Below are 22,084 nucleotides of genomic sequence, written 5' to 3'. Positions count from 1 at the left end.
TGTATTGCAGCGGACGGTTGTACGCTGCAGCGCCCGAATTTTGCCAGGAGCCTCTTTGTGAATCAGACTACTTCCGCTGCGCGCACCCTTGCGGTGGGCGATTGTCACCAAATCGATCTCCCCATGCGCTGGGGCGATAGCGACGCGCTGAATCATATGAATAACACGGTCTACTTCCGTCTGATGGAAGAGGCGCGCATGCAGATGCTGCAGGGATGCCAATTGCAGGTGCCCGTCGTTGCAGAGGGCCAGGGTTTTATGCTGGCGCACGCATCCTGCGATTTTGTGCGATCGTTTACGTATCCATGCGACGTACGCGTGACACACAAAGTAACCCGTATTGGGCGATCCAGTCTCGAGACCGAGCTGATCCTGGACAAGGTGGGCGACGATGCCGGCCCATATGCCCGTGGACGCACGGTGATGGTCTGGATGGACTATACCGCCAACCGTTCGATACCGCTGCCGCCCGCTGTGCTGCAGGGCCTGGCAACCCAGTGCGTGCCCGCTAGCGACGAGCAGGGGTGATGCACCGTTTCGCCTAGCCGCTACAATCTATTCAAACAATATCGCGCAAGACGCAATACTGGGTGCGCCACCCCTTGCAGCCGCGCCCATCCAAACCCGAACATTCGTTTTCGTTATTAGGAGCTGGAGAGATGGACAAAGTATATGCAAGCGCCGCCGAGGCGCTGGCAGGGGTCGTCAAAGACGACCAAATGATCGCGGTCGGCGGTTTTGGTCTTTGCGGTATTCCCGAGGCTCTGATCGCGGCATTGCGTGACTCGGGCGTTAAAAACCTGACTTGCATCAGCAACAACGCCGGGGTGGACGGTTTTGGGCTGGGCCAATTGCTCAATACCCGCCAGATACGCAAGATGATCGCCTCGTACGTGGGCGAAAACAAGGAATTCGAGCGCCAATACCTGGCCGGCGAGCTCGAGCTGGAGTTCACCCCCCAAGGAACGCTGGCGGAAAAACTGCGTGCGGGCGGCGCGGGTATCCCGGCATTTTTCACCCGGACGGGCGTGGGCACCATCGTGGCTGACGGCAAAGAGCTGCGCGAGTTCGATGGACATGAATACGTGATGGAACGCTCCCTGGTGCCTGACGTCTCGATCGTCAAGGCCTATGTCGCTGATCGCAGTGGCAACCTGGTGTTTCGCAAGACCGCACGTAACTTCAATCCCAACGTGGCCATGGCGGGCAAGATCACCATCGTCGAGGTCGAGAAGATCGTCGACACGGGCGCGCTGGATCCCGATCAGATCCATCTTCCGGGCATCTATGTGCAGCGCATTGTGCTCAATGAGAACCCGGAAAAGCGCATCGAACAACGCACCACTCGCTCGGCCTAAGGAGAAGACGACATGGCATGGTCCCGCGATGAAATGGCGGCTCGCGCCGCGCGCGAACTGCAAGACGGTTTTTATGTGAACCTGGGTATCGGCTTGCCTACCCTGGTGGCTAACCACGTGCCCGAGGGCATCGAAGTATGGCTGCAATCCGAAAATGGCCTGTTGGGCATTGGTCCGTTTCCCACCGAAGATCAGATCGATGCCGACATGATCAACGCTGGCAAGCAAACCGTGACCACATTACCGGGTTCGTCGATCTTTTCTTCGGCGGACTCCTTCGCGATGATTCGCGGTGGCAAGATCAATCTGGCTATTCTGGGTGCCATGCAGGTCTCGGAAAAGGGCGATCTGGCCAACTGGATGATTCCGGGCAAGATGGTCAAGGGTATGGGCGGCGCCATGGATCTGGTGGCGGGTGTTGGTCAGGTGGTTGTGCTGATGGAGCACGTGGCCAAGAAAAAAGACGGCACCGTAGACATCAAACTGTTGCCCGAATGCACCTTGCCGTTGACCGGCCTGGGCGTGGTCGATCTGATCATCACCGATCTGGGCGTGATGGAAGTCGGTGACAATGGCCTGAAGCTATTGGAACTGGCCCCCGGGGTCACCGTTGAGGAAATTCAATCCAAGACAGGGGTCAAGCTGGACGTCTCCGGCGTGTAGCTTTCTTCGGCGTATGGCTATACAAAACCCTGCCATGGCAGGGTTTTTTGCATGAAAACGCGTAGCGGGATGATACGCACGCAGGGTCTGCCTACATAAGGACATATCCTGTCGGGCTAAATGAGCTGCGATCATTGCCCAATAGGTATTCAATTGGGCGCTTTTTCTGGATAATCTATCTAGAGGCGACGGGTTTATCAGAACGATCCCGAAGCCTATGCTGAAACTCCTTTCTATTCGTACAGGAGATTTTCCATGGCAGACCATTCCATCCAGGGCAAAGTCGTATTGATCGCCGGCGGCGCTAAAAACCTCGGCGGCTTGGTAGCGCGAGATTTGGCACAACAGGGTGCCAAAGCCGTGGCGATTCATTACAACAGCGAGGCCAGCCGAGCGGATGCCGAGGCGACTGTGGCGGCTATCCAGGCCGCAGGCGCGCAGGCGGTCGCCATTCAGGCGGATTTGACCACCGCCGGGGCAGTTGAAAAGCTGTTCGTCGACACGATCGCCGCCGTGGGCAAGCCCGATATTGCGATCAACACGGTGGGCAAAGTCCTGAAAAAGCCGCTCGCGGAGATCACCGAGGCCGAGTATGACGAGATGTCCGCCGTAAATGCCAAATCGGCGTTTTTCTTTCTGAAAGAAGCCGGCAAGCATGTCAACGACAATGGCAAGGTCCTGACCTTGGTGACCTCGCTGCTTGGGGCGTTTACGCCTTTTTATGCCTCGTATGCGGGGACGAAGGCGCCGGTCGAGCACTTCACGCGTGCTGCCGCCAAAGAGTTCGGCGCGCGAGGGATTTCGGTAACGGCAGTCGGTCCCGGGCCGATGGATACCCCGTTCTTTTATCCTGCCGAAGGCGCCGACGCGGTTGCTTATCACAAGACCGCTGCGGCCCTATCGCCATTTTCCAAGACGGGATTGACCGACATCGAAGACGTCGTGCCTTTTATTCGTCATTTGGTGAGTGATGGCTGGTGGATTACGGGTCAAACGATCTTGATCAACGGTGGTTACACCACCAAGTGAGGCTGTCATGCGAACGGTAATTTTCATCGTGGTTGGGGTGGTCCTGGCGGCGGCGCTGCTGCGCTGGATTCCGATGCCGTATCGCACATGGGTCGCGGGGCTATTTACCGCGGCCTGGTTGGCCGTTTCGGCGTGGAACCTGCGTACCGGCTTGTCGCACGGCTATACCTTGGCAGAAGAATTACCTATTCATGTGGCGCTATTCGGCATTCCTGTTGCCGTGGCTTGGGGGGTTTGGTGGTGGTTACGACGTTAAATGCGAGGCAGGGCGACGAGGCTGCGGCGCCAGACGAGGCCTTGGGTGTGGTGCGTTTTTGGCGCGAAGCGGGGGCCGATCGCTGGTTCAACAAGTCCGAGGCGTTTGATCGTCAATTTCGTGAGCGCTTTCTGTCCTTGCACGAAGCTGCCGCGCGCGGCGAACTCGACCACTGGGTGCATTGCGCCGAGGGTGGCCTGGCGCTCTTGATTCTGCTGGACCAGTTCCCTCGTAATGCCTTTCGAGGCACTGCCAGGATGTACGAGACCGATGCGCGAGCCAGGCAGATCGCGGATCAAGCGGTCGATGCGGGACTGGACGAACAGGTAGAGCGCGAACTGCGGGTCTTCTTTTACCTGCCGTTTTCTCATTCCGAGGAAATGAATGACCAACGCCGTGCCGTCTTGCTGAACCAGCGAATAGGGCAGCCTTGGTTGGCGCATGCCTTGCAGCATGCCGATATCGTCGAGCGTTTTGGCCGTTTTCCGCACCGTAATCTCTTGCTCGGACGCGACATGACGGAACCAGAGCGCGCTTTTCTGGATCAAGGCGGTTTTGCGGGCTGACTTTTCCGCGCCGCTGGTACCGGCGGATGAGGCTCATGGATAGATTCGATCAGTATCGTGTGTTTGTCCACGTCGCGGAAATGGGGAGCTTTATCAAGGCCGCTCACGCGCTGGATCTACCCAGAGCCTCTGTGTCCGCCGCGGTGCAGCAGTTGGAAACCCAGATAGGCGCGCGCTTGTTGCATCGGACCACTCGACGTGTGCGGCTCACCGCGGATGGCGAGCAGTTGCTCGAGCGCGTGCGCCCATTGCTGGCCGAAGCCGAAAGCATCGATCAGTTGTTTCAGCTCAGCGAGCGCCAAGTCTCCGGGCGTCTCAGTATTGACGTGCCCAGCCGCATCGCCAGACGATTGATTGCCCCCGCCTTACCTGGCTTGCTGCGTCAACATCCTCGTTTGCAATTGGCCTTGGGCTCGACCGATCGTGCGATCGACCTGATTCAGGAAGGTGTGGATTGTGCCGTGCGCATTGGCACCCTGGATAACAGCAGCCTGGTGGTACGGCGGCTCGGCCATATCGCTCTGATCAACTGCGCCAGTCCGGCTTATTTACGGGAGCACGATGAGCCTGGGCATCCTGATGATCTTTCGAACGGGCATTGGGCGGTGGGCTACGCGTCTCCCGTGACGGGTCGGGAGGTGCCCTGGGAGTATTTGATGCCGGATGGCAAGGCGTACATGATCGCCATACCCAGCCGAGTGATCGCGAACAATGCCGAGAGCTATATCGCCTGCTGCCTGGCAGGATTGGGACTGATCCAGATTCCCCGTTTTGATGTGCAGCATCTCTTGGACAGCGGCGAGTTGGTCGAGGTCATGCCCGGCTATCGTGCCGCCGCCATGTCCGTCTCATTGCTTTACCCGCACCGGCGCCAGCGTTCGCGGCGGCTGGCCGTGTTCCTGGAATGGTTTGAGTCCCTGATGCAACCGTATTTGGGGTAAACCCTGAATATGAAAATTAATTTTCTTAATTACAATTGCGATGTAAACAAATTTACATTGCACCGCACCGGCTCGCCGTCGTACACATCCAGCGCAGTTCTCATCGTTCATGACCCGGACACCCCCGTCTCTTGCCGCCCGGATTGCCCGCGCGCAGCCCACGTTTAGCCGTATCCAGCATCGCATGGCGGAATATGTGCTTGCGCATCAATTCCGCGTGGCGACCATGACGATCGACGAGTTTGCTGCCGCAGTGGGTGTGTCGGTGGCCTCGGCGAATCGCTTTGCTCGCGCGCTCGATCTGCCGGGCTATCCGCAATTCCGTGCCGAACTCGCGCGTGGCTTTGAGGCCGCGCTTGAGCCCATCGAAAAGCTGCGGGTCGAGTTAGCGCACTCGGCCACGGCGGTGCAAATCATGGCCGCGGCGCTAGAAGAAGACATTCGCAATGCGCAGCGCACGTTGCAGGATCTGGATGCAGATGTTTGCGAACAGGCCGTGGATATTGTGCTGGGCGCCGAGCGCGTTTTTATCATCGGTTTTGGCGCCAGTGGTTTCCTGGCAGGACTGCTGCAGCGTAGCCTGTGTATGCATTTGCATACCTGCGAGTCGCTGGCCGGCCCCGGCGGGGTATCGCACGCGGCGCGCCAGATGGCTCGAATGACCTCGCGTGACTTGGTGATTGCCATTGGTTTTCCGCGCTATTTGGCCGACACCGTGACCTTGAGCCAGGCGGCTCAGCAGGCCGGTGTGCCGGTGCTGGTATTGACTGACAAAGCGACCTCGCCGCTGGCGCCATTGGCAACCGTGGCGCTGTATGCGCATTCCTCGCGCCAGTTGTCGTCGAACTCGGAGACGGCGGCGCTTGGACTGGTAGAGGGTCTGTCCGCAGCGGTGGCTCATCGAGCCAAAAATTCAATTCAGGCCGCGGCCGGCGTGACACAGTCAATCATGCCGTGGCTATTTCATGGTGCAGGAGCAGGAAAAAGATGATTCAGCCAGTGATCGCCATTCACGGTGGCGCAGGAGCGATGTCGCGTGCCGCAATGTCACCCGAAAAAGAACAGGAATACCTGTCGGCGTTGCATGGCATCGTACAGGCAGGCCAAACCGTGCTGGCGCAGGGCGGCAGCGCGCTGGACGCGGTGACCGAGGCCGTACGCTTGCTGGAAGACTGCCCCTTGTTTAACGCGGGCCACGGTGCGGTGTTTACCAGTGCCGGTACGCATGAGCTGGATGCTTCCATCATGGATGGCGCCACCTTGCGCTCCGGGGCCATCGCGAACGTCGATTGCGTACGCAATCCGGTGTTGGCCGCGCGCAAAGTCATGGAAAACAGCAAGCATGTGTTTTTCGTGGGCAAGGGGGCCATTGAGTTCGCTCGCGGCGAGGGCCTGGATATCGTTGACCCAGCTTATTTCTCGACCGAAGCTCGTCGTGAGCAACTGCTGCGCGTGCAGCACGATCATCCCGACGCGGCCGTGCTGGACCACGACGGCCAGGCACTGGTGGCACAGGGTCAACCGGCACCGGCGGATCCACTCGATTCGGACCGTAAATTCGGTACGGTGGGCGCCGTAGCCGTGGATGCACAAGGCAATCTTGCTGCGGCAACCTCCACAGGCGGTATTACCAACAAACAAGTGGGACGCATCGGCGATGCGCCGTTGATCGGTGCGGGCTGCTATGCCAACAATCGCACGTGCGCAGTGTCGACGACTGGTACCGGCGAGATGTTTATCCGGATGGTGGCGGCCTATGACATCTCGGCACAGATGGAATATCAGGGTGCGTCGCTCGAGGTGGCCGCCGAGCGTGTGGTGCACGAAAAATTGCCCACGATCGAGGGCAAGGGCGGTCTGATCGCGGTGGACGGTCAGGGCAACGTCACGCTGCCCTTCAATACTGAAGGCATGTATCGCGGCTACGGCCGAGTCGGCGAGGACGCTGTCGTCGCCATTTACCGATGACCTTCGTGTCATTGCGTATTCAAGTCGGAAACGGAATTCAATATGGTTGATCGTGCCCAGACCTTGGTGCTGCCGGAAAACCGCGTGGTCCAGGTCGATGATCTGACGGTACGCTTTGTGACCTCGGAACGAACGGTCGAGGCCGTGCGCAATCTGTCTTTTCACGTCGATCGGGGCGAAACCCTGGCGATCGTGGGAGAGTCGGGTTCGGGCAAATCGGTGACTTCGCTGGCCTTGATGCGTTTGGTCGAACACGGCGGCGGGCGCATCGCCCAGGGCCGCATGGCGCTGCGTCGTCGCAACCATGCCATCGTCGATTTGGCCAATGCCTCGCAGCGCATGATGCGCAGCGTGCGTGGCGCCGATATGGCGATGATCTTCCAGGAGCCGATGACATCGCTGAACCCGGTGTTCACGGCGGGTGACCAGATTGCCGAAACGATTCATCTGCACCAGGGCAAAGACGCGGCCGCGGCACGGGCCGAAGCCTTGCGCATGCTGGAGCAAGTGCGCATCCCCGAGGCGAAATCGGTGCTGGATCGCTATCCCCACCAATTGTCGGGCGGTATGCGTCAGCGCGTGATGATCGCCATGGCGTTGGCGTGCAAGCCCGCCTTGCTGATCGCGGATGAGCCGACCACGGCGTTGGACGTCACGATTCAGGCGCAGATTCTGCAGCTCATCCGTCAGTTGCAAGATGACATGCAGATGGGCGTGGTGTTCATCACGCACGATATGGGCGTCGTGGCCGAAGTGGCTGACCGCGTGTTGGTCATGTACCGTGGCGACAAGGTCGAGGAAGGACCGTCCGATCAGCTCTTTGCGGCACCCCAGCATCACTACACCCAGGCCTTGCTCTCTGCCGTACCGCGTCTGGGGGCGATGCAGGGTACCGACATGCCGGCGCGTTTTCCGCTGTTGCATGTGACTGATGGCACGCCGGCCACCGAGCCGATGAAAGATGACCCGCAAAGCATGCCGGTCCGGCGGGAGCCTGTTCTCAGTGTGCGTAATCTCGTGACGCGTTTTGATTTGCGCAGCGGCATTCTCAGTCGCGTGCGGCGTCGCGTGCATGCCGTTGAAAAAGTCAGCTTTGATCTTTATCCGGGCGAGACGCTATCGCTGGTGGGCGAGTCGGGTTGCGGCAAGTCGACGACGGGGCGCTCGTTGCTGCGTTTGGTCGATAGCCAGAGCGGCGAGATCTTGTTTGGCGGTCGCGATATCGTCAAACTCAAAAACACGGAATTGCAGGCCCTGCGCCGCGATATTCAATTCGTATTCCAGGATCCGTTTGCCTCGCTCGACCCGCGCGTCACCGTGGGTTTTTCAATTATGGAGCCGCTGCTGGTACATGGCGTCGCCTCGAATCGTGAGGCCGAAGCCCGTGTCGCCGAGTTGCTCGAGCGTGTCGGCCTGGCGCCAGAGATGGCGCAGCGCTATCCGCATGAATTCTCGGGGGGGCAGCGTCAACGCGTGTGTATCGCACGCGCCTTGGCGTTAAATCCCAAAGTGGTGATCGCTGACGAATCCGTGTCGGCACTGGACGTGTCCATTCAGGCGCAGATCGTCAATCTGCTGATCGATTTGCAGCACGACCTGGGCGTGTCGTTCCTGTTTATCTCGCACGATATGGCGGTGGTTGAACGCGTCAGCCATCGTGTGGCGGTGATGTATCTCGGCCAGATTGTCGAAATCGGTCCGCGTCGCGCCATTTTTGAAAACCCCCAGCATCCCTATACCAAGAAGCTCATGTCGGCGGTGCCGATCGCCGATCCGGCGCGGCGCCATCTTAAGCGCACACTGCTGACCGAAGAAATCCCGAGCCCGATTCGCAGGGTTGGCGATGAGCCCGTCGTCGAACCGTTGATGCAAGTGGGTTCAGAGCATTTTGTTGCGCGCCACGCCGTGGGTGGCGCTTATTGAGAAGACCGGCGGCATGACGTCGCTGGCCCGTTTTTATCCACTAAAGCTGTCTCCTCTCTGATTTAGGAGTTGTCAAAATGCATGTACTGCGTCCCACCAAGCTGATGGCGGCCGCCGCGCTGGCCTTTGGCGTCATTGCTTCGCCGCTGGCTCACGCCAGCAAGGACGTGACCTTTGCGGTGTCGATCGCACTGGAAACGCTTGATCCGTACAACACCAACAGCACGCTGAACCAGGCTGTTGGCAAGGCCTACTACGAAGGCCTGCTCGAGTTCGACAAAGACCTGAAGATTCAGAAAGTCCTGGCGACCGACTACAGCATCAGCGACGATGGCCTGATCTATACCTTCAAGCTGCGTCCGGGTGTGAAATTCCAGGACGGCACCGACTTTAACGCTGAAGCCGTCAAGATCAATTTTGAACGTCCGGCTAATCCGGATAACCGCCTGTCGCGCTACATTCAGTTCAGCGTCATTGACCATGTCGACGTGGTCGATCCCTTGACCGTCAATATCACGCTGAAAAAACCGTTCTCGGCATTCCTGAATGCGCTGGCCCACCCGGCCGCCATGATGATTTCGCCGGCCGCGCTGGCCAAGTACGGCAAGGAAATTGGTTTTCATCCCGTGGGTACCGGACCCTTTGAGTTCGTCGAGTGGAAGCCCGCCGAATACCTGAAGGTCAAGAAGTTCGACGGCTATTGGAATCAAGGCAAGCCGAAGGTGGATTCGATCACCTTCCGTACCGTGACCGACAACAACACGCGTGCCGCCGTGGTGCAAACCGGTGAAGCGCATTTTGCTTTTCCCGTGCCGTACGAACAGGCAGCCATCCTGGCCAAGAACGACAAGCTGGACGTGGTCGATCACCAAAACTCGATCATGGCCCGCTATCTGTCGATGAATACCCAGGTCAAGCCGTTTGACAACATCAAGGTTCGTCAGGCCATCAATTACGCCATCAACAAGCAAGCGTTGATCAAAGTCGCGTACAACGGCTACGCCACGATTGTGGATGGTGTGGTGCCGAAGGGTGTGGACTTCGCGCACAAAACCGGCCCGTGGCCCTACGATCCCGCCAAGGCTCGCCAGTTGCTGAAAGAAGCCGGCTACGAAAAGGGTTTCGAAACGCAGTTGTGGTCCGCCTATAACGACGGTACGTCGGTCAAAGTCGTCCAGTTCCTGCAGCAGCAACTCGCTCAGGTCGGTATCAAGGCGTCGGTCGAAGTGCTGGAGTCGGGCCAGCGCGTGCAACGTGTCCAACAAGTCCAAAAACCCGAGGACGCCAAGGTTCGCCTTTACTACGCCGGCTGGTCGTCCTCGACCGGCGAAGCCGACTGGGGACTGCGTCCCTTGCTGAGCACGCCCGCTTTCCCACCCGTGTTGAACAACGTGTCGTATTACTCGAACAAGTCGGTCGATGACGGTATCCAGGAGGCCCTGACGACGGTCGATCGCAAAAAAAAGGCGGAGATCTATAGCAAGGTTCAGGAAACGATCTGGAATGATGCCCCTTGGGCTTTCCTGGTCACCCAGAACAATGTGTACGTCAAGTCGAAGAACCTGAGCGGTGTCTATGTCGAACCCGACACCTCGTTCTGGTTCGGTGATATCGATCTCAAGCAGTAATCGCAAGCAAGGCGCGGCGGGCGTATGGTGTGCCCGCCGATGTCTCAGGAATTTCAATGCTGACCTATATCGTCAAACGTTTATTGGGCATGATCCCGACCCTGTTGTTGGTCTCGGTCGTCGTGTTCTTGTTCGTACACATGCTCCCGGGAGATCCGGCGCGTCTGGCCGCTGGGCAGGATGCCGACCAGACTACGGTCGAACTGGTGCGCCAGGAACTCGGACTGGATCTGCCGTTGCCGCAGCAGTTCGTGCGCTATTTCAGCCATATGCTGCAGGGCGACCTGGGGAACTCGTTGCGTACCAAGCGCCCCGTCTCGACGGAGATCGCCGAGCGCTTCATGCCCACGCTATGGTTGACGATCGCCAGCATGATCTGGTCAGTGGGCTTTGGGATGATCTTCGGGATTGTCTCGGCGGTCTGGCGCAATCGTTGGCCGGATCGGGTACTCATGACGCTGGCCGTGTCCGGCATTTCTTTCCCTGCCTTTGCGTTGGGGATGGTGCTGATGCAGGTGTTCTCGGTCAATCTGGGATGGCTGCCCACCGTCGGGGCATCCAGTTGGAAACACTACATTCTGCCGTCCATCACACTTGGCGCCGCCGTGGCGGCCGTGATGGCGAGATTTACCCGCGCATCATTTGTCGAAGTCATCCAGGAGGACTTCGTACGCACCGCGCGCGCCAAGGGCCTGAGCGAGCGCCGTGTAGTAATCAAACACACCTTGCGCAATGCACTGATTCCCGTGATCACGATGATGGGCTTGCAGTTTGGCTTTTTGCTGGGCGGCTCCATTGTGGTCGAGACAGTATTCAACTGGCCCGGTCTCGGACGTCTGTTGGTTGATGCTGTGACACAGCGTGACTATCCCGTGATCCAGGGCTTGGTGCTGCTGTTCTCGCTGGAATTTATCTTGATCAACTTGATTGTCGACGTGCTGTATGGCGTTATCAATCCCAGTATCCGTTATAAGTGAGGCGGGCATGAGCAATACGACTACCGCCGCGACGGTTCCGGCCTCCAGGCAGAATGCAGTGCGTACGCCGGTCACCGAATTCTGGCGCAAATTCAAGAAACAGAAACTCGCCGTGGGCGCGGGACTCTTCGTCCTGTTGTTGGTCGTTGTCGCGATTTTCGCCCACTGGATCGTGCCGTTCGATCCGGAAAATTTCTTCGACTACGATGCCTTGAATGAAGGCCCATCGGCTAAACATTGGCTAGGGGTGGACTCGCTGGGTCGAGACATCTTCAGTCGCATCGTCATGGGGGCGCAGATTTCGTTGGCGGCGGGTTTGTTGTCCGTCGCGATGGGGGCGATTGTCGGTACCTTTATGGGGTTGATGGCGGGCTATTACCAAGGTTGGTGGGAACGCATCACGATGCGCATTTCGGATGTGCTGCTGGCGTTTCCCGGCATGCTCCTGGCGATCGGCGTCGTGGCTATCCTGGGCTCGAACATGATCAACGTGATCATCGCGGTGGCGGTGTTCAGCGTTCCGGCCTTTGCGCGACTCGTGCGTGGCAATACCCTCGCCATCAAGCAAATGACCTATGTCGAAGCCGTGCGCAGCGTGGGGGCCTCTGATTGGACCATTATCATGCGCCATATCTTGCCTGGTACGATTTCGCCTATCGTGGTCTATGGCACGATGCGTATCGGCACGTCGATCATCACAGCGGCTAGCCTGTCTTTTCTGGGCATGGGCGCGCAACCGCCGACGCCGGAATGGGGGGCGATGTTGAACGAAGCCCGCGCCGATATGGTGTTGGCACCACACGTGGCGATTTTCCCCGCGCTGGCCATTTTCCTGACCGTGTTGGCGTTCAACCTGCTGGGCGATGGCTTGCGTGACGCGTTGGATCCCAAGATCGATCGACGTTGAACGGGGCGCGTGACCAGCAGTGAGTATGAAAGGGCGCGGCGCAGGCTGTGCCCTTTTTTCCTGTGGAACAAGGAGGCTGCCGGCAGGCGGCATTGTCATGACGAAAATTGATTCTGCTTTTCCGATGCCGCGCGTGGGCAGGTTGCCAAGCGGACCACGCGATGCCATCACCGACGTGGCTGGCGTAACGGTGGGGCATGCGACCTTGGCACAAGGCGCTTGTCAGACCGGTATAACAGTAGTGCGACCGCACGCCGGCGACCCTTATCTCGACAAGGTGCCAGCCGCGGCCAGTGTCATCAATGGGTTTGGCAAAAGCATAGGGCTGGTGCAGGTACGCGAGCTCGGCGTGCTGGAAACCCCCATTGCCTTGACCAACACGTTTGGTGTGGGCACGGTCGCGAACGCGCAGATCCGCCAGGCGATTGCCGCCAACCCGCAGATCGGCCGCGAATGGGCCACCGTCAATCCGTTGGTGTTCGAGTGCAATGACGGTTACTTGAACGATATCCAGGCACTGGCCGTCACCGAGAAGGACTATCTGGCCGCCCATGATGCGGCCGTCGCAGACTTCACACAAGGTGCCGTCGGCGCGGGGCGTGGCATGTCCTGTTTCTCCTTCAAAGGCGGCATCGGCTCGGCATCCCGGCAGGCCGATGTGTCGTCAGTAGAGCGTTATACCGTCGGCGCGCTGGTGTTATCGAACTTTGGGCGATTGCCGCTCATGACGATTGCGGGTCGACCATTTGGTCAGCGTTATGTCCAACAACAGACGCATGAAAACGGACCTGAAAAAGGATCCATCATTCTCTTGCTCGCGACGGACGCGCCTCTGGATGCGCGCCAACTGGGTCGCCTGTCGTTGCGCGCCGGCGCGGGACTGGCGCGGACCGGCTCGGTTTTTGGCCATGGCAGCGGTGATATTGCGTTAGCTTTTTCCACCGCCTATACCGTGCCACATCAAGCCGAGCGCGCCATGCCGGCACAAGCCATGTTGCACGAGGGGCTCATCGATGTGTTGTTCGAGGCGGCTGCCGAAGCCTGCGAGCAGGCGATTGTGGCGGCCCTATGGCGCGCCGTAACCGTGCGGGGTCGCGACGGCCACGTGCGGCACGCCATCACTGAGATGATTCCGGATTGGCGACAATGGCTGGCCGATCTGGATGACTGACATGTAGCGGGTGCCGTGCCCGATGTACGCCGCGTTGCGATGCACCGGCCATGACCCCACTAGACAACAGGTCTGCCCCCAAAGTTTTGCTGAACAAGGGGCGAATTTTTTGGTTCTTTTTTTGCGGATAGCCCATGAAAATTCTGATTTCCACTGACATCGAAGGCGTCGCCGGTGTCTTTCATGCCGAGCAGGTTCGAGCCGGCAACGGTGAATACGAACGCGCCCGCGCCTGGATGACGGGCGAAGCCAATGCCGCTGTCATCGGGGCGTTCGCCGGCGGGGCCACCGAGGTGCTGGTCAATGACTCGCACGGCGGTTTCCGTAATTTGCTGCCCGATCAGCTAGATCCGCGCGCGCGTTTGGTGTTGGGTAAACCGCGCTACCTGGGCATGATGGGCGGGCTGGAAGAGGCTTGCGACGCGGTGTTCATGATCGGCTACCACGCACGTTCGCAAGCACGCGGAATTCTGGCGCACACTATCAACAGTTTTGCCTTCGCCCGCGTCTTTATCAATGGCACGGAACTTGGCGAAGCCGGTTTGTATGGCGCCTTGGCCGGCGAACTGGGCGTGCCGGTCATCATGGCTAGCGGCGATGATGTATTCATCGAAGAAACCCGACCCTTGTTTCCGCATGCGCAATGGGTGCAGACCAAAGTCGCGCATGGCCAGGGCAGTGGTGCGACCTTATCGCCTGCCGCCGCGCGTGAAGCCATCACCGCTGCGGCGCAAACTGCCGTACGTCAGGCAGCGGGCGCGGCTCCATTTCAAATCGCGGCGCCTATAGAATGCCGGTTGCAGATACAGACAACGGCGTTGGCCGATTTGTTTTGTATGTGGCCCACGCTGGAGCGCGTGGACGGTGTGACCTTGCGTTTTACGGTAGATACCATGCAGGCTGCTATTCGCACGCTTAATAGCTTGTCCGCCATGTCGTCCATGTTGCGTTAAGTCTTCATTTTTCACTCGTCCGTGACGGGCCTATGTATTCGACAAATAGACGCTTTCTTCAAACTCTTTGCTGTGTGTGTGTGGTTACCATCGCGAACCACGCCTCGGCTGAGGAATCCACCCCCGGCCTAGCTGTCGAGATCAGTCAGGCGACCGAACATGTGATGCGCGAATACAACGTGCCGGGTATGGCCATCGCTGTGACTGACCATGGGCGACAAACGTTCTATAACTTTGGCGTTGCCTCAAAGGCGACAAACCAGTCCGTCACTAGCGATACGTTGTTCGAGATCGGCTCTGTCAGCAAGACATTCACCGCGACCCTGGCCACATACGCCCAGACGCTTGGACGGCTTTCCCTGGACGATAGTCCCGCCAGCTATCTCCCGACTCTGCGCGGCAGCAATCTGAGCAAGGTCAGTCTCGTGCATCTCGGTACCCACACCGCGGGTGGGTTTCCGCTGCAGGTGCCAGACGCGATCACCAATTCGAAACAGTTGATGCGTTATTTCGCGGCCTGGACGCCTCAGTATGAGGCAGGCTCGGCGCGGACCTACGCTAACCCGAGTATCGGATTGTTGGGCATGGTGGCCGCCGAGGCGTTGGGACACCCATACAAGGCGATCATGGAACGGCAGCTCTTTCCCCTGCTGGGGCTTCATGACAGCTATATCGATGTGCCGCGGGCAAAAATGCAGGACTATGCCCAGGGCTATGACAAAACCGACGCGCCAGTGCGTGTGACCCCGGGCGTTCTGGCGGACGAGGCCTACGGTGTCAAAGCCACTGCTAGAGACCTGATTCGCTTTGTGCAGTTGAACATTGAGTCGTCCGGGGGCGAAGGTAATCTTGACAAAGCGCTGCGCGACACTCGTGTCGGGTACTACAAGCTCGGCGCCATGACGCAGGACCTGGTCTGGGAACAGTACGATGCGCCCGTCCGGCTCGATGACCTGCTCGAGGGAAACTCAGCCAAGGTCGCGTATGAAACGCATCCGATTCAGGCCATCGTGCCGCCTCGCGCACCTGCATCGGCGGTCTGGGTCAACAAAACCGGATCGACCAATGGATTCGGCGCCTACGTTGCATTTCTGCCGGCTCAGGACAAGGGCATCGTCATACTGGCAAACAAGAATTTTCCCATTGAGGCGCGCATTCGTCTTGCCTACCGTATTTTGACGCGTTGATGGCCGGCCCACGAGGATGCTAGCTGTTGCGTGAGGTGAGATGACGCCGGCCGTACGGCTCCCGCTCACGTGGCCGAGCCTATAAAATGCGGCTTGCAGACAGACTGTGGCATTGGCCGATCTGTTTTGCACGCCGTCCATGTTGCCTTAAGGAATCTCATGTCTCTCACCGATACCCGCGTTGCCCAGCTACGGCAGGCCATGCGCCGCTTGGGCCTGGATGCTTGCATCGTGCCATCCGCCGATCCTCATTTGTCGGAATACCTGCCCGGGCGTTGGCAGGGGCGCCAATGGCTCAGCGGCTTTACCGGGTCGGTGGCCACGTTGGTCGTGACGACCGATTTTGCAGGGTTGTGGGTGGACAGCCGTTACTGGATGCAGGCCGAGGCGCAGTTGGCCGGCACCGACGTGCAGTTGATGAAACTCGGTGCCGCCGGGACGCCCGGCCATGTCGACTGGTTGGCGAAACAGTTGCAAGCAGGGCAGCGCGTCGGGGTCGATGGGCAGGTGTTGGGCCTGGCGGCGTTTCGCGCCTTGTCTGCGGCGCTGGCGCCGGCGGGCGTGCAACTCGATATTCAGACGGATCTGTTATCTGAAATCTGGTCGGATCGTCCGGGACTGCCGAATGCGCCGATTTACGAACACGTCGCACCGCAGGCGTGCGTAACCCGTGCGGACAAGCTGGCCCAGGTTCGTCAGTCCATGCAGGCCAGCGGCGCCGACGTGCATTTCCTCTGCACGCTGGACGACATCGCGTGGTTGTTCAACTTGCGCGGCGCCGACGTGTCGTACAACCCGGTGTTTCTGGCGTATGCCCTGATTGGCGTGGACTACGCCACGCTGTTTGTCGGCGACGGCAAGATCGACGACAACCTGCGTGCTGTATTGGCCGCCGATGGTATCGATGTGGCCCTTTATACGCAGGCTGCCGAGGCATTGGGCTCGCTGGAACTCGATCAAACCCTGCTGATCGATCCTGCGCGCGTGACCTGCGGCGTATTTCATGCCATGAATCCGGCGGTGCCGCGCGTCGAGGCCATCAATCCCTCTACCTTGCTGAAGTCGACCAAGACCGATGCCGAACTGGCTCAGGTGCGGATGACCATGGAGCAAGATGGCGCGGCGTTGTGCGAGTTTTTTGCATGGTTCGAACGAGCCATGAGCAAAGAGGGCGGTGATACCCCTGCCGAGGCCATCACCGAGCTGACGATTGATAAGCAGATCACCGCGGCCCGGGCGCGTCGACCCGGGTACGTGTGCCCCAGCTTTGGCACGATTGCCGGCTTTAATGCCAACGGCGCGATGCCGCATTACCGCGCAACGCCAGAGGCGCACGCCGTCATCGAAGGCGACGGTTTGCTATTGATCGACTCCGGCGGCCAGTATCTGGGCGGCACGACCGATATCACCCGCGTGGTGGCGGTGGGCACGCCCAACGCGGACCAGAAGGTCGACTTTACGCTCGTGCTCAAGGGCATGATCGCGCTGTCGCTCGCCTCCTTCCCGCGCGGCACGCCATCACCCATGCTGGACGCGATCGCACGTGCGCCGATATGGCAGGGCGGCGCCGACTACGGTCACGGCACCGGCCATGGCGTCGGTTATTTCCTGAACGTCCACGAAGGGCCACAGGTCATTTCGTACCGCGCCGTGCCGGGCCCGCATACCGGCATGGAGCCCGGCATGATTACCTCAAACGAACCCGGCATCTATCGTCCCGGCCGCTGGGGCGTGCGTATCGAAAACCTGGTGGCCAACCGGAGTTGGCTGACTTCCGAGCTGGGGGAATTCCTCTGCTTTGAAACGCTGACGCTTTGCCCGATCGACACCCGTTGCATCGAACCCGCACTGATGCGCAAAGATGAAATCGAGTGGCTCAACGACTATCACAAGACGGTCCGAGTGCGTTTATCGCCGTTGGTCGAGGGCGAAGCGCTGGCCTGGCTGGCGCTTCGTACCGCGCCGATTTGACCCCTTTGCCATGATGAGCGGTTCTTGACGGCATGAAACCGGCTGGCAGGGCTCGGCCCAGGCCCTGGCGTCGATCATGCAGCCAAATGTTACGTGGACAAAGCTAGGGGAAAACCCAAATAACCTCATCCTCCCGGCTATAATCCAAATTTCCCGCACGCGCCCGCTCGTCCCGGGTGCTCATTACGATGACCAAATACGTATTTGTCACCGGCGGTGTGGTGTCTTCCCTGGGCAAGGGCATCGCCGCTGCCTCGCTCGCCGCGATTCTTGAGTCGCGTGGTTTGCAGGTCACCATGCTCAAGCTCGACCCCTACATCAACGTCGATCCGGGCACGATGAGTCCTTTTCAGCACGGTGAGGTGTTCGTCACTGAAGACGGCGCTGAGACCGATCTGGATCTGGGTCACTACGAGCGCTTCATTTCCGCCAAGATGCGCAAGGTGAATAACTTCACCACCGGCCAGATTTACGAGTCCGTACTGCGCAAAGAGCGCCGGGGCGACTATCTGGGCAAGACCGTGCAGGTGATTCCGCACATTACCAACGAAATTCAGGATTTCGTCGCCCGTGGGGCCGATGCCGCCTGGAAGGGCGCGACCGATGTGGCGATTGTTGAAATCGGCGGTACGGTCGGCGACATCGAGTCGCTGCCGTTCCTCGAGGCCGCTCGCCAGATGAGCCTGCGCCTGGGCCGCAACAACGCGGCCTTTGTGCACTTGACGCTGGTGCCGTTCATCGCGTCGGCCGGCGAGCTCAAGACCAAGCCCACCCAGCATTCGGTACAAAAGCTGCGCGAGATCGGTATCTATCCCAACGCGCTCTTGTGCCGTGCCGACCGTCGTATTCCCGACGACGAGCGCGCCAAGATCTCGATGTTCTCGAACGTGCCGCTTGACGCGGTTATTTCGGTCTGGGATGCCGACTCGATCTACAAGATCCCCGCCATGCTTCACAAGCAAGGTGTCGACAACATCGTCTGCGAGGCTCTGGGCCTGACTCCGCCGCCGGCCGACCTGTCCATGTGGGACAACCTGGTCGACGCGCTGGAGAACCCCAAGCACGAGCTGACCGTCGGTATGGTGGGCAAGTACGTCGATCTGACCGAGTCGTACAAGTCCCTGTCCGAAGCCCTCGTGCACGCCGGCATACACACGCGCTCCAAGATCAACATCGAGTACATCGACTCCGAAGACATCGAAACGCGGGGCACAGATCAGCTCAAGCACCTGGACGCCATTCTGGTGCCGGGCGGTTTCGGCAAGCGTGGCACCGAGGGCAAGATCGCCGCGATTCGTTACGCTCGTGAAAACGGCGTCCCTTATTTGGGGATTTGCCTGGGCATGCAGTTGGCAGTGGTCGAGTTTGCTCGCCACGTGGCCGGCCTGGGTGGCGCAAACAGTACCGAATTCGACCCGTCCGCGCCGCATCCCGTGGTGGCCCTTATCACCGAATGGATGGACCGCGAAGGCAGGGTCGAAAAGCGCGACACGACCTCCGATCTGGGGGGTACCATGCGTAAAGGCGCGCAGCGCTGCCCGATCAAGGCAGGCACCCGCGCCCAGGCTATCTACGGCGACGAGGTCAACGAACGCCATCGTCACCGCTACGAAGTCAACAACGTTTATGTGCCGCGACTCGAAGAGGCCGGCATGGTCATCAGTGCGCGTACGCCCACCGAAAACCTGCCTGAAATCATGGAGTTGCCGAATCATCCGTGGTTCGTCGGCGTGCAGTTCCATCCGGAATTCACCTCCACACCACGTGATGGGCACCCGCTGTTCTCCAGCTTTATCGAGGCAGCTATCGCTCGTCACGACAAACGCAAGGAAAGCGAATGAAAGCCTGCGGTTTCGATATTGGTCTGGAACACCCGTTTTTTCTGATTGCGGGCCCGTGCGTCATCGAGTCGCGCGAACTGGCCTTTGATACCGCGGGGCGCCTCAAGGAAATGACCTCGGCGCTGGGCATCCCATTCTTCTACAAGAGCTCGTTCGACAAGGCCAATCGCAGTTCCGGCAAGTCGTTTCGTGGCTTGGGCATAGACGAGGGGCTCAAAATTCTGGCCGATGTCCGGGACCAGGTGGGTGTACGTGTGCTGACCGATGTGCACGAAACCGCGCACGTGGAGCCGGTGGCCGCAGTGGTCGACATGTTGCAGACGCCGGCATTTCTGTGCCGGCAAACTGACTTCATCCGTGCCTGCGCAGCCTCGCTCAAACCGGTCAACATTAAAAAAGGCCAGTTCCTGGCGCCGCACGATATGGTGCAGGTCGCTCAAAAGGCCCGCGACGCCGCTATCGAGGCGGGTGGCGACGGCAACAACATCCTGGTCTGTGAGCGTGGTGCTTCTTTCGGATACAACAACTTAGTGTCCGACATGCGTTCGCTGGCTATCATGCGAGAAACCGGTTGTCCCGTTGTCTACGATGCCACCCATTCGGTACAGTTACCGGGTGGGCAGGGCACGTCGTCAGGCGGGCAACGCGAGTTCGTGCCTGTGCTGGCGCGTGCGGCGGTGGCGGTGGGGATATCGGGCCTCTTTATGGAGACCCATCCCAATCCCGCTTGCGCATTGTCCGATGGCCCGAATGCCGTGCCGCTGGACTTGATGCCTGCGCTGCTCGAGTCGCTGGTAGAGCTCGATCGCGTGACCAAACGCAACGGCTTCATCGAAAATCAGTTCATCTGAGCTGATGTAGCTGTCATGAATTTGTCTATCGTTCAGGGAATCAAGAAATCATGAGTGCAATCGTCGATATCATCGGTCGTGAAATTCTCGACTCGCGTGGCAACCCCACGGTCGAATGTGATGTGTTGCTGGAATCCGGCGCGATGGGTCGCGCCTCCGTTCCGTCGGGCGCGTCCACCGGCCAACGCGAAGCCATCGAGCTGCGCGACGGCGACAAATCCCGCTATCTGGGCAAAGGCGTGCTGCGTGCTGTCGAAAACCTCAACACCGAGATTTCCGAAGCCCTGATGGGCCTGGACGCGCAAGAGCAGACCTTTGTTGACCGCACGCTGATCGAGCTGGACGGTACCGATAGCAAAGAACGCCTGGGCGCCAACGCGTTGTTGGCCGCCAGCATGGCCGTGGCACGCGCCGCGGCTGACGAGTCCGGTCTGTCGCTGTATCGCTATTTTGGCGGTAGTGGCCCGATGAGCATGCCCGTGCCGATGATGAACGTCATCAACGGTGGCGCGCATGCCAATAACTCGCTCGACCTGCAAGAACTGATGATTTTGCCGGTGGGCGCGACGAGCTTTCGCGAAGCCCTGCGCTGGGGCGCCGAGGTGTTCCACAGCCTGAAGAAGATCATCAACGATCAGGGTATGTCCACCGCCGTGGGCGACGAGGGCGGTTTTGCCCCTAACGTCACCAATCACGAGGCGGCCATCCAGTTGATCCTCAAGGCCATCACTGAAGCCGGCTACGAGCCAGGTTCGCAGATCGCACTGGGTCTGGATTGCGCCAGCTCGGAGTTCTTCCGTGACGGCAAGTACACGCTGGCAGGCGAGGGCGGCCTGTCGCTGTCGTCACAAGAGTTTGCCAACCTGCTGGCCACGTGGTGCGACAAGTACCCCATCATCAGCATCGAAGACGGCATGGCCGAAAACGACTGGGACGGCTGGAAGCTGCTGACCGATCAGTTGGGCAAAAAAGTCCAACTGGTGGGCGATGATCTGTTCGTCACCAACACCCGCATTCTGCGCGAAGGCATCCAAAAGGGTGTCGCCAACTCGATCCTGATCAAGATCAATCAGATCGGTACGTTGACCGAAACTTTTGCCGCCATCGAGATGGCCAAGCGTGCCGGCTATACCGCCGTCGTGTCGCATCGTTCGGGCGAAACCGAAGACTCGACCATTGCCGACATTGCTGTTGCGACGAACGCCATGCAAATCAAAACGGGCTCGCTGTCGCGCTCGGATCGTATGGCCAAGTACAACCAGTTGCTGCGTATCGAAGAGGAACTCGCCGAAGTCGCTTCGTACCCGGGGCTGGATGCGTTCTACAATCTGCGTTGATTTAGTAGCGTTGCAAGGCTAGGCACCGGCACGCCAGGTGCCTGGCACTTTGGTTTGGTCCATTACCGTCAAGGTTTTCCCATAAGGGTTTTTGCATATGCGCCTGTTGTTTCTGGTGCTGCTGGTTTTGGTGGTGTTGATCCAGTATCCGCTATGGTTGGGTAAAGGGGGCTGGTTCAAGGTCTGGGACTTGCAGAAACAGATCGTCGAGCGACATGAAACCAACGAAGGCCTGCGCGCGCGCAATGCGGCGCTGGAGGCCGAAGTGCGCAACCTGGAAACCGGCGTAGGGGCTATCGAAGAACGTGCTCGCAATGAGCTAGGCATGATGCGCGAAGGCGAAGTTTTTGTGCAGATCGTGCCGCCGAATAGTCCCGCTGCGAATAGCCCTGCGGTAAACAGCCCTTCGTCGAATAACGCCACCGCGAATAATCCCAAGCCGAATAATCCTCGACCGAATCGTTAAACGGCGTGGTTCTCCATCGTCTTGGCACGGCTCTGCGTCGTTGTGGGCACTACCCTTAGCCATTGTTGAGATAGCCCTTCGTGTTGACACG

Annotated in this window: 21 protein-coding genes; all 21 read left to right on the top strand. The window is 59.3% G+C overall.

Annotation, left to right across the window (positions count from 1 at the left end; genetic code table 11):
* Positions 1–57: 57 nt before the first annotated feature.
* The 21 genes from ACYVDM_RS01130 to ftsB all read left to right on the top strand — a co-directional run bounded on the left by ACYVDM_RS01130 (position 58) and on the right by ftsB (position 21,993).
* Positions 58–528 carry an acyl-CoA thioesterase gene (locus ACYVDM_RS01130; RefSeq protein ID WP_415790475.1) on the top strand — a complete coding sequence of 157 codons (471 nt, stop codon included), beginning with the start codon at positions 58–60 and terminating at the stop codon, positions 526–528.
* Positions 529–659: 131 nt separating this feature from the next.
* Positions 660–1,358: a CoA transferase subunit A gene (locus ACYVDM_RS01125; RefSeq protein WP_415790477.1), complete on the top strand. Its 699-nt coding sequence runs from the start codon at positions 660–662 to the stop codon at positions 1,356–1,358.
* 12 nt (positions 1,359–1,370) lie between these two features.
* The gene (locus ACYVDM_RS01120; protein WP_415790479.1) at positions 1,371–2,021 is read left to right on the top strand and encodes a CoA transferase subunit B; all 651 of its coding nucleotides are present in this window, start codon (positions 1,371–1,373) and stop codon (positions 2,019–2,021) included.
* A 255-nt stretch (positions 2,022–2,276) separates the two neighbouring features.
* Complete coding sequence (locus ACYVDM_RS01115) at positions 2,277–3,050, top strand: SDR family oxidoreductase (RefSeq protein WP_415790481.1); 774 nt, start codon at positions 2,277–2,279, stop codon at positions 3,048–3,050.
* Between the two features lie 7 nt (positions 3,051–3,057).
* Entirely contained in the window at positions 3,058–3,306 is a 249-nt protein-coding gene (locus ACYVDM_RS01110; protein ID WP_415790483.1) for a hypothetical protein, read from the top strand.
* Positions 3,291–3,872, top strand: a complete 582-nt coding sequence (locus ACYVDM_RS01105; RefSeq protein ID WP_415790485.1) for a DUF924 family protein — start codon at positions 3,291–3,293, stop codon at positions 3,870–3,872. The genes ACYVDM_RS01110 and ACYVDM_RS01105 overlap by 16 nt, the downstream gene beginning before the upstream one ends.
* A gap of 35 nt (positions 3,873–3,907) precedes the next feature.
* Positions 3,908–4,813, top strand: a complete 906-nt coding sequence (locus ACYVDM_RS01100; RefSeq protein ID WP_415790487.1) for a LysR family transcriptional regulator — start codon at positions 3,908–3,910, stop codon at positions 4,811–4,813.
* 109 nt (positions 4,814–4,922) lie between these two features.
* Complete coding sequence (locus ACYVDM_RS01095; protein WP_415790489.1) at positions 4,923–5,804, top strand: MurR/RpiR family transcriptional regulator; 882 nt, start codon at positions 4,923–4,925, stop codon at positions 5,802–5,804.
* On the top strand, positions 5,801–6,781 hold the full coding sequence (locus tag ACYVDM_RS01090) for an isoaspartyl peptidase/L-asparaginase family protein (RefSeq protein ID WP_415790491.1): 981 nt from the start codon (positions 5,801–5,803) through the stop codon (positions 6,779–6,781). Before ACYVDM_RS01095 ends, ACYVDM_RS01090 begins: the two co-directional genes overlap by 4 nt.
* Before the next feature lie 42 nt (positions 6,782–6,823).
* Positions 6,824–8,704 carry a dipeptide ABC transporter ATP-binding protein gene (locus ACYVDM_RS01085; RefSeq protein ID WP_415790493.1) on the top strand — a complete coding sequence of 627 codons (1,881 nt, stop codon included), beginning with the start codon at positions 6,824–6,826 and terminating at the stop codon, positions 8,702–8,704.
* Positions 8,705–8,781: 77 nt separating this feature from the next.
* Complete coding sequence (gene gsiB / locus ACYVDM_RS01080; protein WP_415790495.1) at positions 8,782–10,332, top strand: glutathione ABC transporter substrate-binding protein GsiB; 1,551 nt, start codon at positions 8,782–8,784, stop codon at positions 10,330–10,332.
* Between the two features lie 56 nt (positions 10,333–10,388).
* Positions 10,389–11,309 carry a glutathione ABC transporter permease GsiC gene (gene gsiC / locus ACYVDM_RS01075; protein ID WP_415790497.1) on the top strand — a complete coding sequence of 307 codons (921 nt, stop codon included), beginning with the start codon at positions 10,389–10,391 and terminating at the stop codon, positions 11,307–11,309.
* A gap of 7 nt (positions 11,310–11,316) precedes the next feature.
* Complete coding sequence (gsiD, locus tag ACYVDM_RS01070) at positions 11,317–12,216, top strand: glutathione ABC transporter permease GsiD (RefSeq protein ID WP_415790499.1); 900 nt, start codon at positions 11,317–11,319, stop codon at positions 12,214–12,216.
* A gap of 97 nt (positions 12,217–12,313) precedes the next feature.
* Positions 12,314–13,387: a DmpA family aminopeptidase gene (locus ACYVDM_RS01065; RefSeq protein WP_415790501.1), complete on the top strand. Its 1,074-nt coding sequence runs from the start codon at positions 12,314–12,316 to the stop codon at positions 13,385–13,387.
* A gap of 134 nt (positions 13,388–13,521) precedes the next feature.
* Complete coding sequence (locus tag ACYVDM_RS01060; protein ID WP_415790503.1) at positions 13,522–14,340, top strand: M55 family metallopeptidase; 819 nt, start codon at positions 13,522–13,524, stop codon at positions 14,338–14,340.
* A 32-nt stretch (positions 14,341–14,372) separates the two neighbouring features.
* Positions 14,373–15,527, top strand: a complete 1,155-nt coding sequence (ampC, locus tag ACYVDM_RS01055) for a class C beta-lactamase (RefSeq protein WP_415790505.1) — start codon at positions 14,373–14,375, stop codon at positions 15,525–15,527.
* A gap of 159 nt (positions 15,528–15,686) precedes the next feature.
* Positions 15,687–17,498 carry an aminopeptidase P family protein gene (locus tag ACYVDM_RS01050; RefSeq protein ID WP_415790507.1) on the top strand — a complete coding sequence of 604 codons (1,812 nt, stop codon included), beginning with the start codon at positions 15,687–15,689 and terminating at the stop codon, positions 17,496–17,498.
* 188 nt (positions 17,499–17,686) lie between these two features.
* Complete coding sequence (locus ACYVDM_RS01045) at positions 17,687–19,339, top strand: CTP synthase (protein ID WP_415790509.1); 1,653 nt, start codon at positions 17,687–17,689, stop codon at positions 19,337–19,339.
* The gene (gene kdsA, locus ACYVDM_RS01040) at positions 19,336–20,190 is read left to right on the top strand and encodes a 3-deoxy-8-phosphooctulonate synthase (RefSeq protein ID WP_415790511.1); all 855 of its coding nucleotides are present in this window, start codon (positions 19,336–19,338) and stop codon (positions 20,188–20,190) included. Before ACYVDM_RS01045 ends, kdsA begins: the two co-directional genes overlap by 4 nt.
* A 50-nt stretch (positions 20,191–20,240) precedes the next feature.
* Positions 20,241–21,527, top strand: a complete 1,287-nt coding sequence (gene eno / locus ACYVDM_RS01035; protein WP_415790513.1) for a phosphopyruvate hydratase — start codon at positions 20,241–20,243, stop codon at positions 21,525–21,527.
* Positions 21,528–21,624: 97 nt separating this feature from the next.
* Positions 21,625–21,993 (top strand): cell division protein FtsB, encoded by a 369-nt coding sequence (gene ftsB, locus ACYVDM_RS01030; protein WP_415790515.1) that lies wholly within the window; start codon positions 21,625–21,627, stop codon positions 21,991–21,993.
* Positions 21,994–22,084 lie beyond the last annotated feature (91 nt).

It is taken from the genome of Bordetella tumulicola (assembly GCF_054779135.1).
Note: the sequence above shows the minus strand (reverse complement) of the source record. Positions and strands in the feature narration are given on the sequence as shown.

Coding starts and splice junctions, on each gene's coding strand:
- ACYVDM_RS01045 (WP_415790509.1), top strand. CDS start 17,687: ATGACCAAATACGTATTTGTCACCGGCGGTGTGGTGTCTTCCCTGGGC.
- ampC (WP_415790505.1), top strand. CDS start 14,373: ATGTATTCGACAAATAGACGCTTTCTTCAAACTCTTTGCTGTGTGTGT.
- kdsA (WP_415790511.1), top strand. CDS start 19,336: ATGAAAGCCTGCGGTTTCGATATTGGTCTGGAACACCCGTTTTTTCTG.
- ACYVDM_RS01125 (WP_415790477.1), top strand. CDS start 660: ATGGACAAAGTATATGCAAGCGCCGCCGAGGCGCTGGCAGGGGTCGTC.
- ACYVDM_RS01085 (WP_415790493.1), top strand. CDS start 6,824: ATGGTTGATCGTGCCCAGACCTTGGTGCTGCCGGAAAACCGCGTGGTC.
- ACYVDM_RS01110 (WP_415790483.1), top strand. CDS start 3,058: ATGCGAACGGTAATTTTCATCGTGGTTGGGGTGGTCCTGGCGGCGGCG.
- ACYVDM_RS01060 (WP_415790503.1), top strand. CDS start 13,522: ATGAAAATTCTGATTTCCACTGACATCGAAGGCGTCGCCGGTGTCTTT.
- ACYVDM_RS01115 (WP_415790481.1), top strand. CDS start 2,277: ATGGCAGACCATTCCATCCAGGGCAAAGTCGTATTGATCGCCGGCGGC.
- ACYVDM_RS01095 (WP_415790489.1), top strand. CDS start 4,923: ATGACCCGGACACCCCCGTCTCTTGCCGCCCGGATTGCCCGCGCGCAG.
- ACYVDM_RS01050 (WP_415790507.1), top strand. CDS start 15,687: ATGTCTCTCACCGATACCCGCGTTGCCCAGCTACGGCAGGCCATGCGC.
- ACYVDM_RS01100 (WP_415790487.1), top strand. CDS start 3,908: ATGGATAGATTCGATCAGTATCGTGTGTTTGTCCACGTCGCGGAAATG.
- ACYVDM_RS01065 (WP_415790501.1), top strand. CDS start 12,314: ATGACGAAAATTGATTCTGCTTTTCCGATGCCGCGCGTGGGCAGGTTG.
- ACYVDM_RS01090 (WP_415790491.1), top strand. CDS start 5,801: ATGATTCAGCCAGTGATCGCCATTCACGGTGGCGCAGGAGCGATGTCG.
- ACYVDM_RS01120 (WP_415790479.1), top strand. CDS start 1,371: ATGGCATGGTCCCGCGATGAAATGGCGGCTCGCGCCGCGCGCGAACTG.
- gsiB (WP_415790495.1), top strand. CDS start 8,782: ATGCATGTACTGCGTCCCACCAAGCTGATGGCGGCCGCCGCGCTGGCC.
- eno (WP_415790513.1), top strand. CDS start 20,241: ATGAGTGCAATCGTCGATATCATCGGTCGTGAAATTCTCGACTCGCGT.
- gsiC (WP_415790497.1), top strand. CDS start 10,389: ATGCTGACCTATATCGTCAAACGTTTATTGGGCATGATCCCGACCCTG.
- gsiD (WP_415790499.1), top strand. CDS start 11,317: ATGAGCAATACGACTACCGCCGCGACGGTTCCGGCCTCCAGGCAGAAT.
- ftsB (WP_415790515.1), top strand. CDS start 21,625: ATGCGCCTGTTGTTTCTGGTGCTGCTGGTTTTGGTGGTGTTGATCCAG.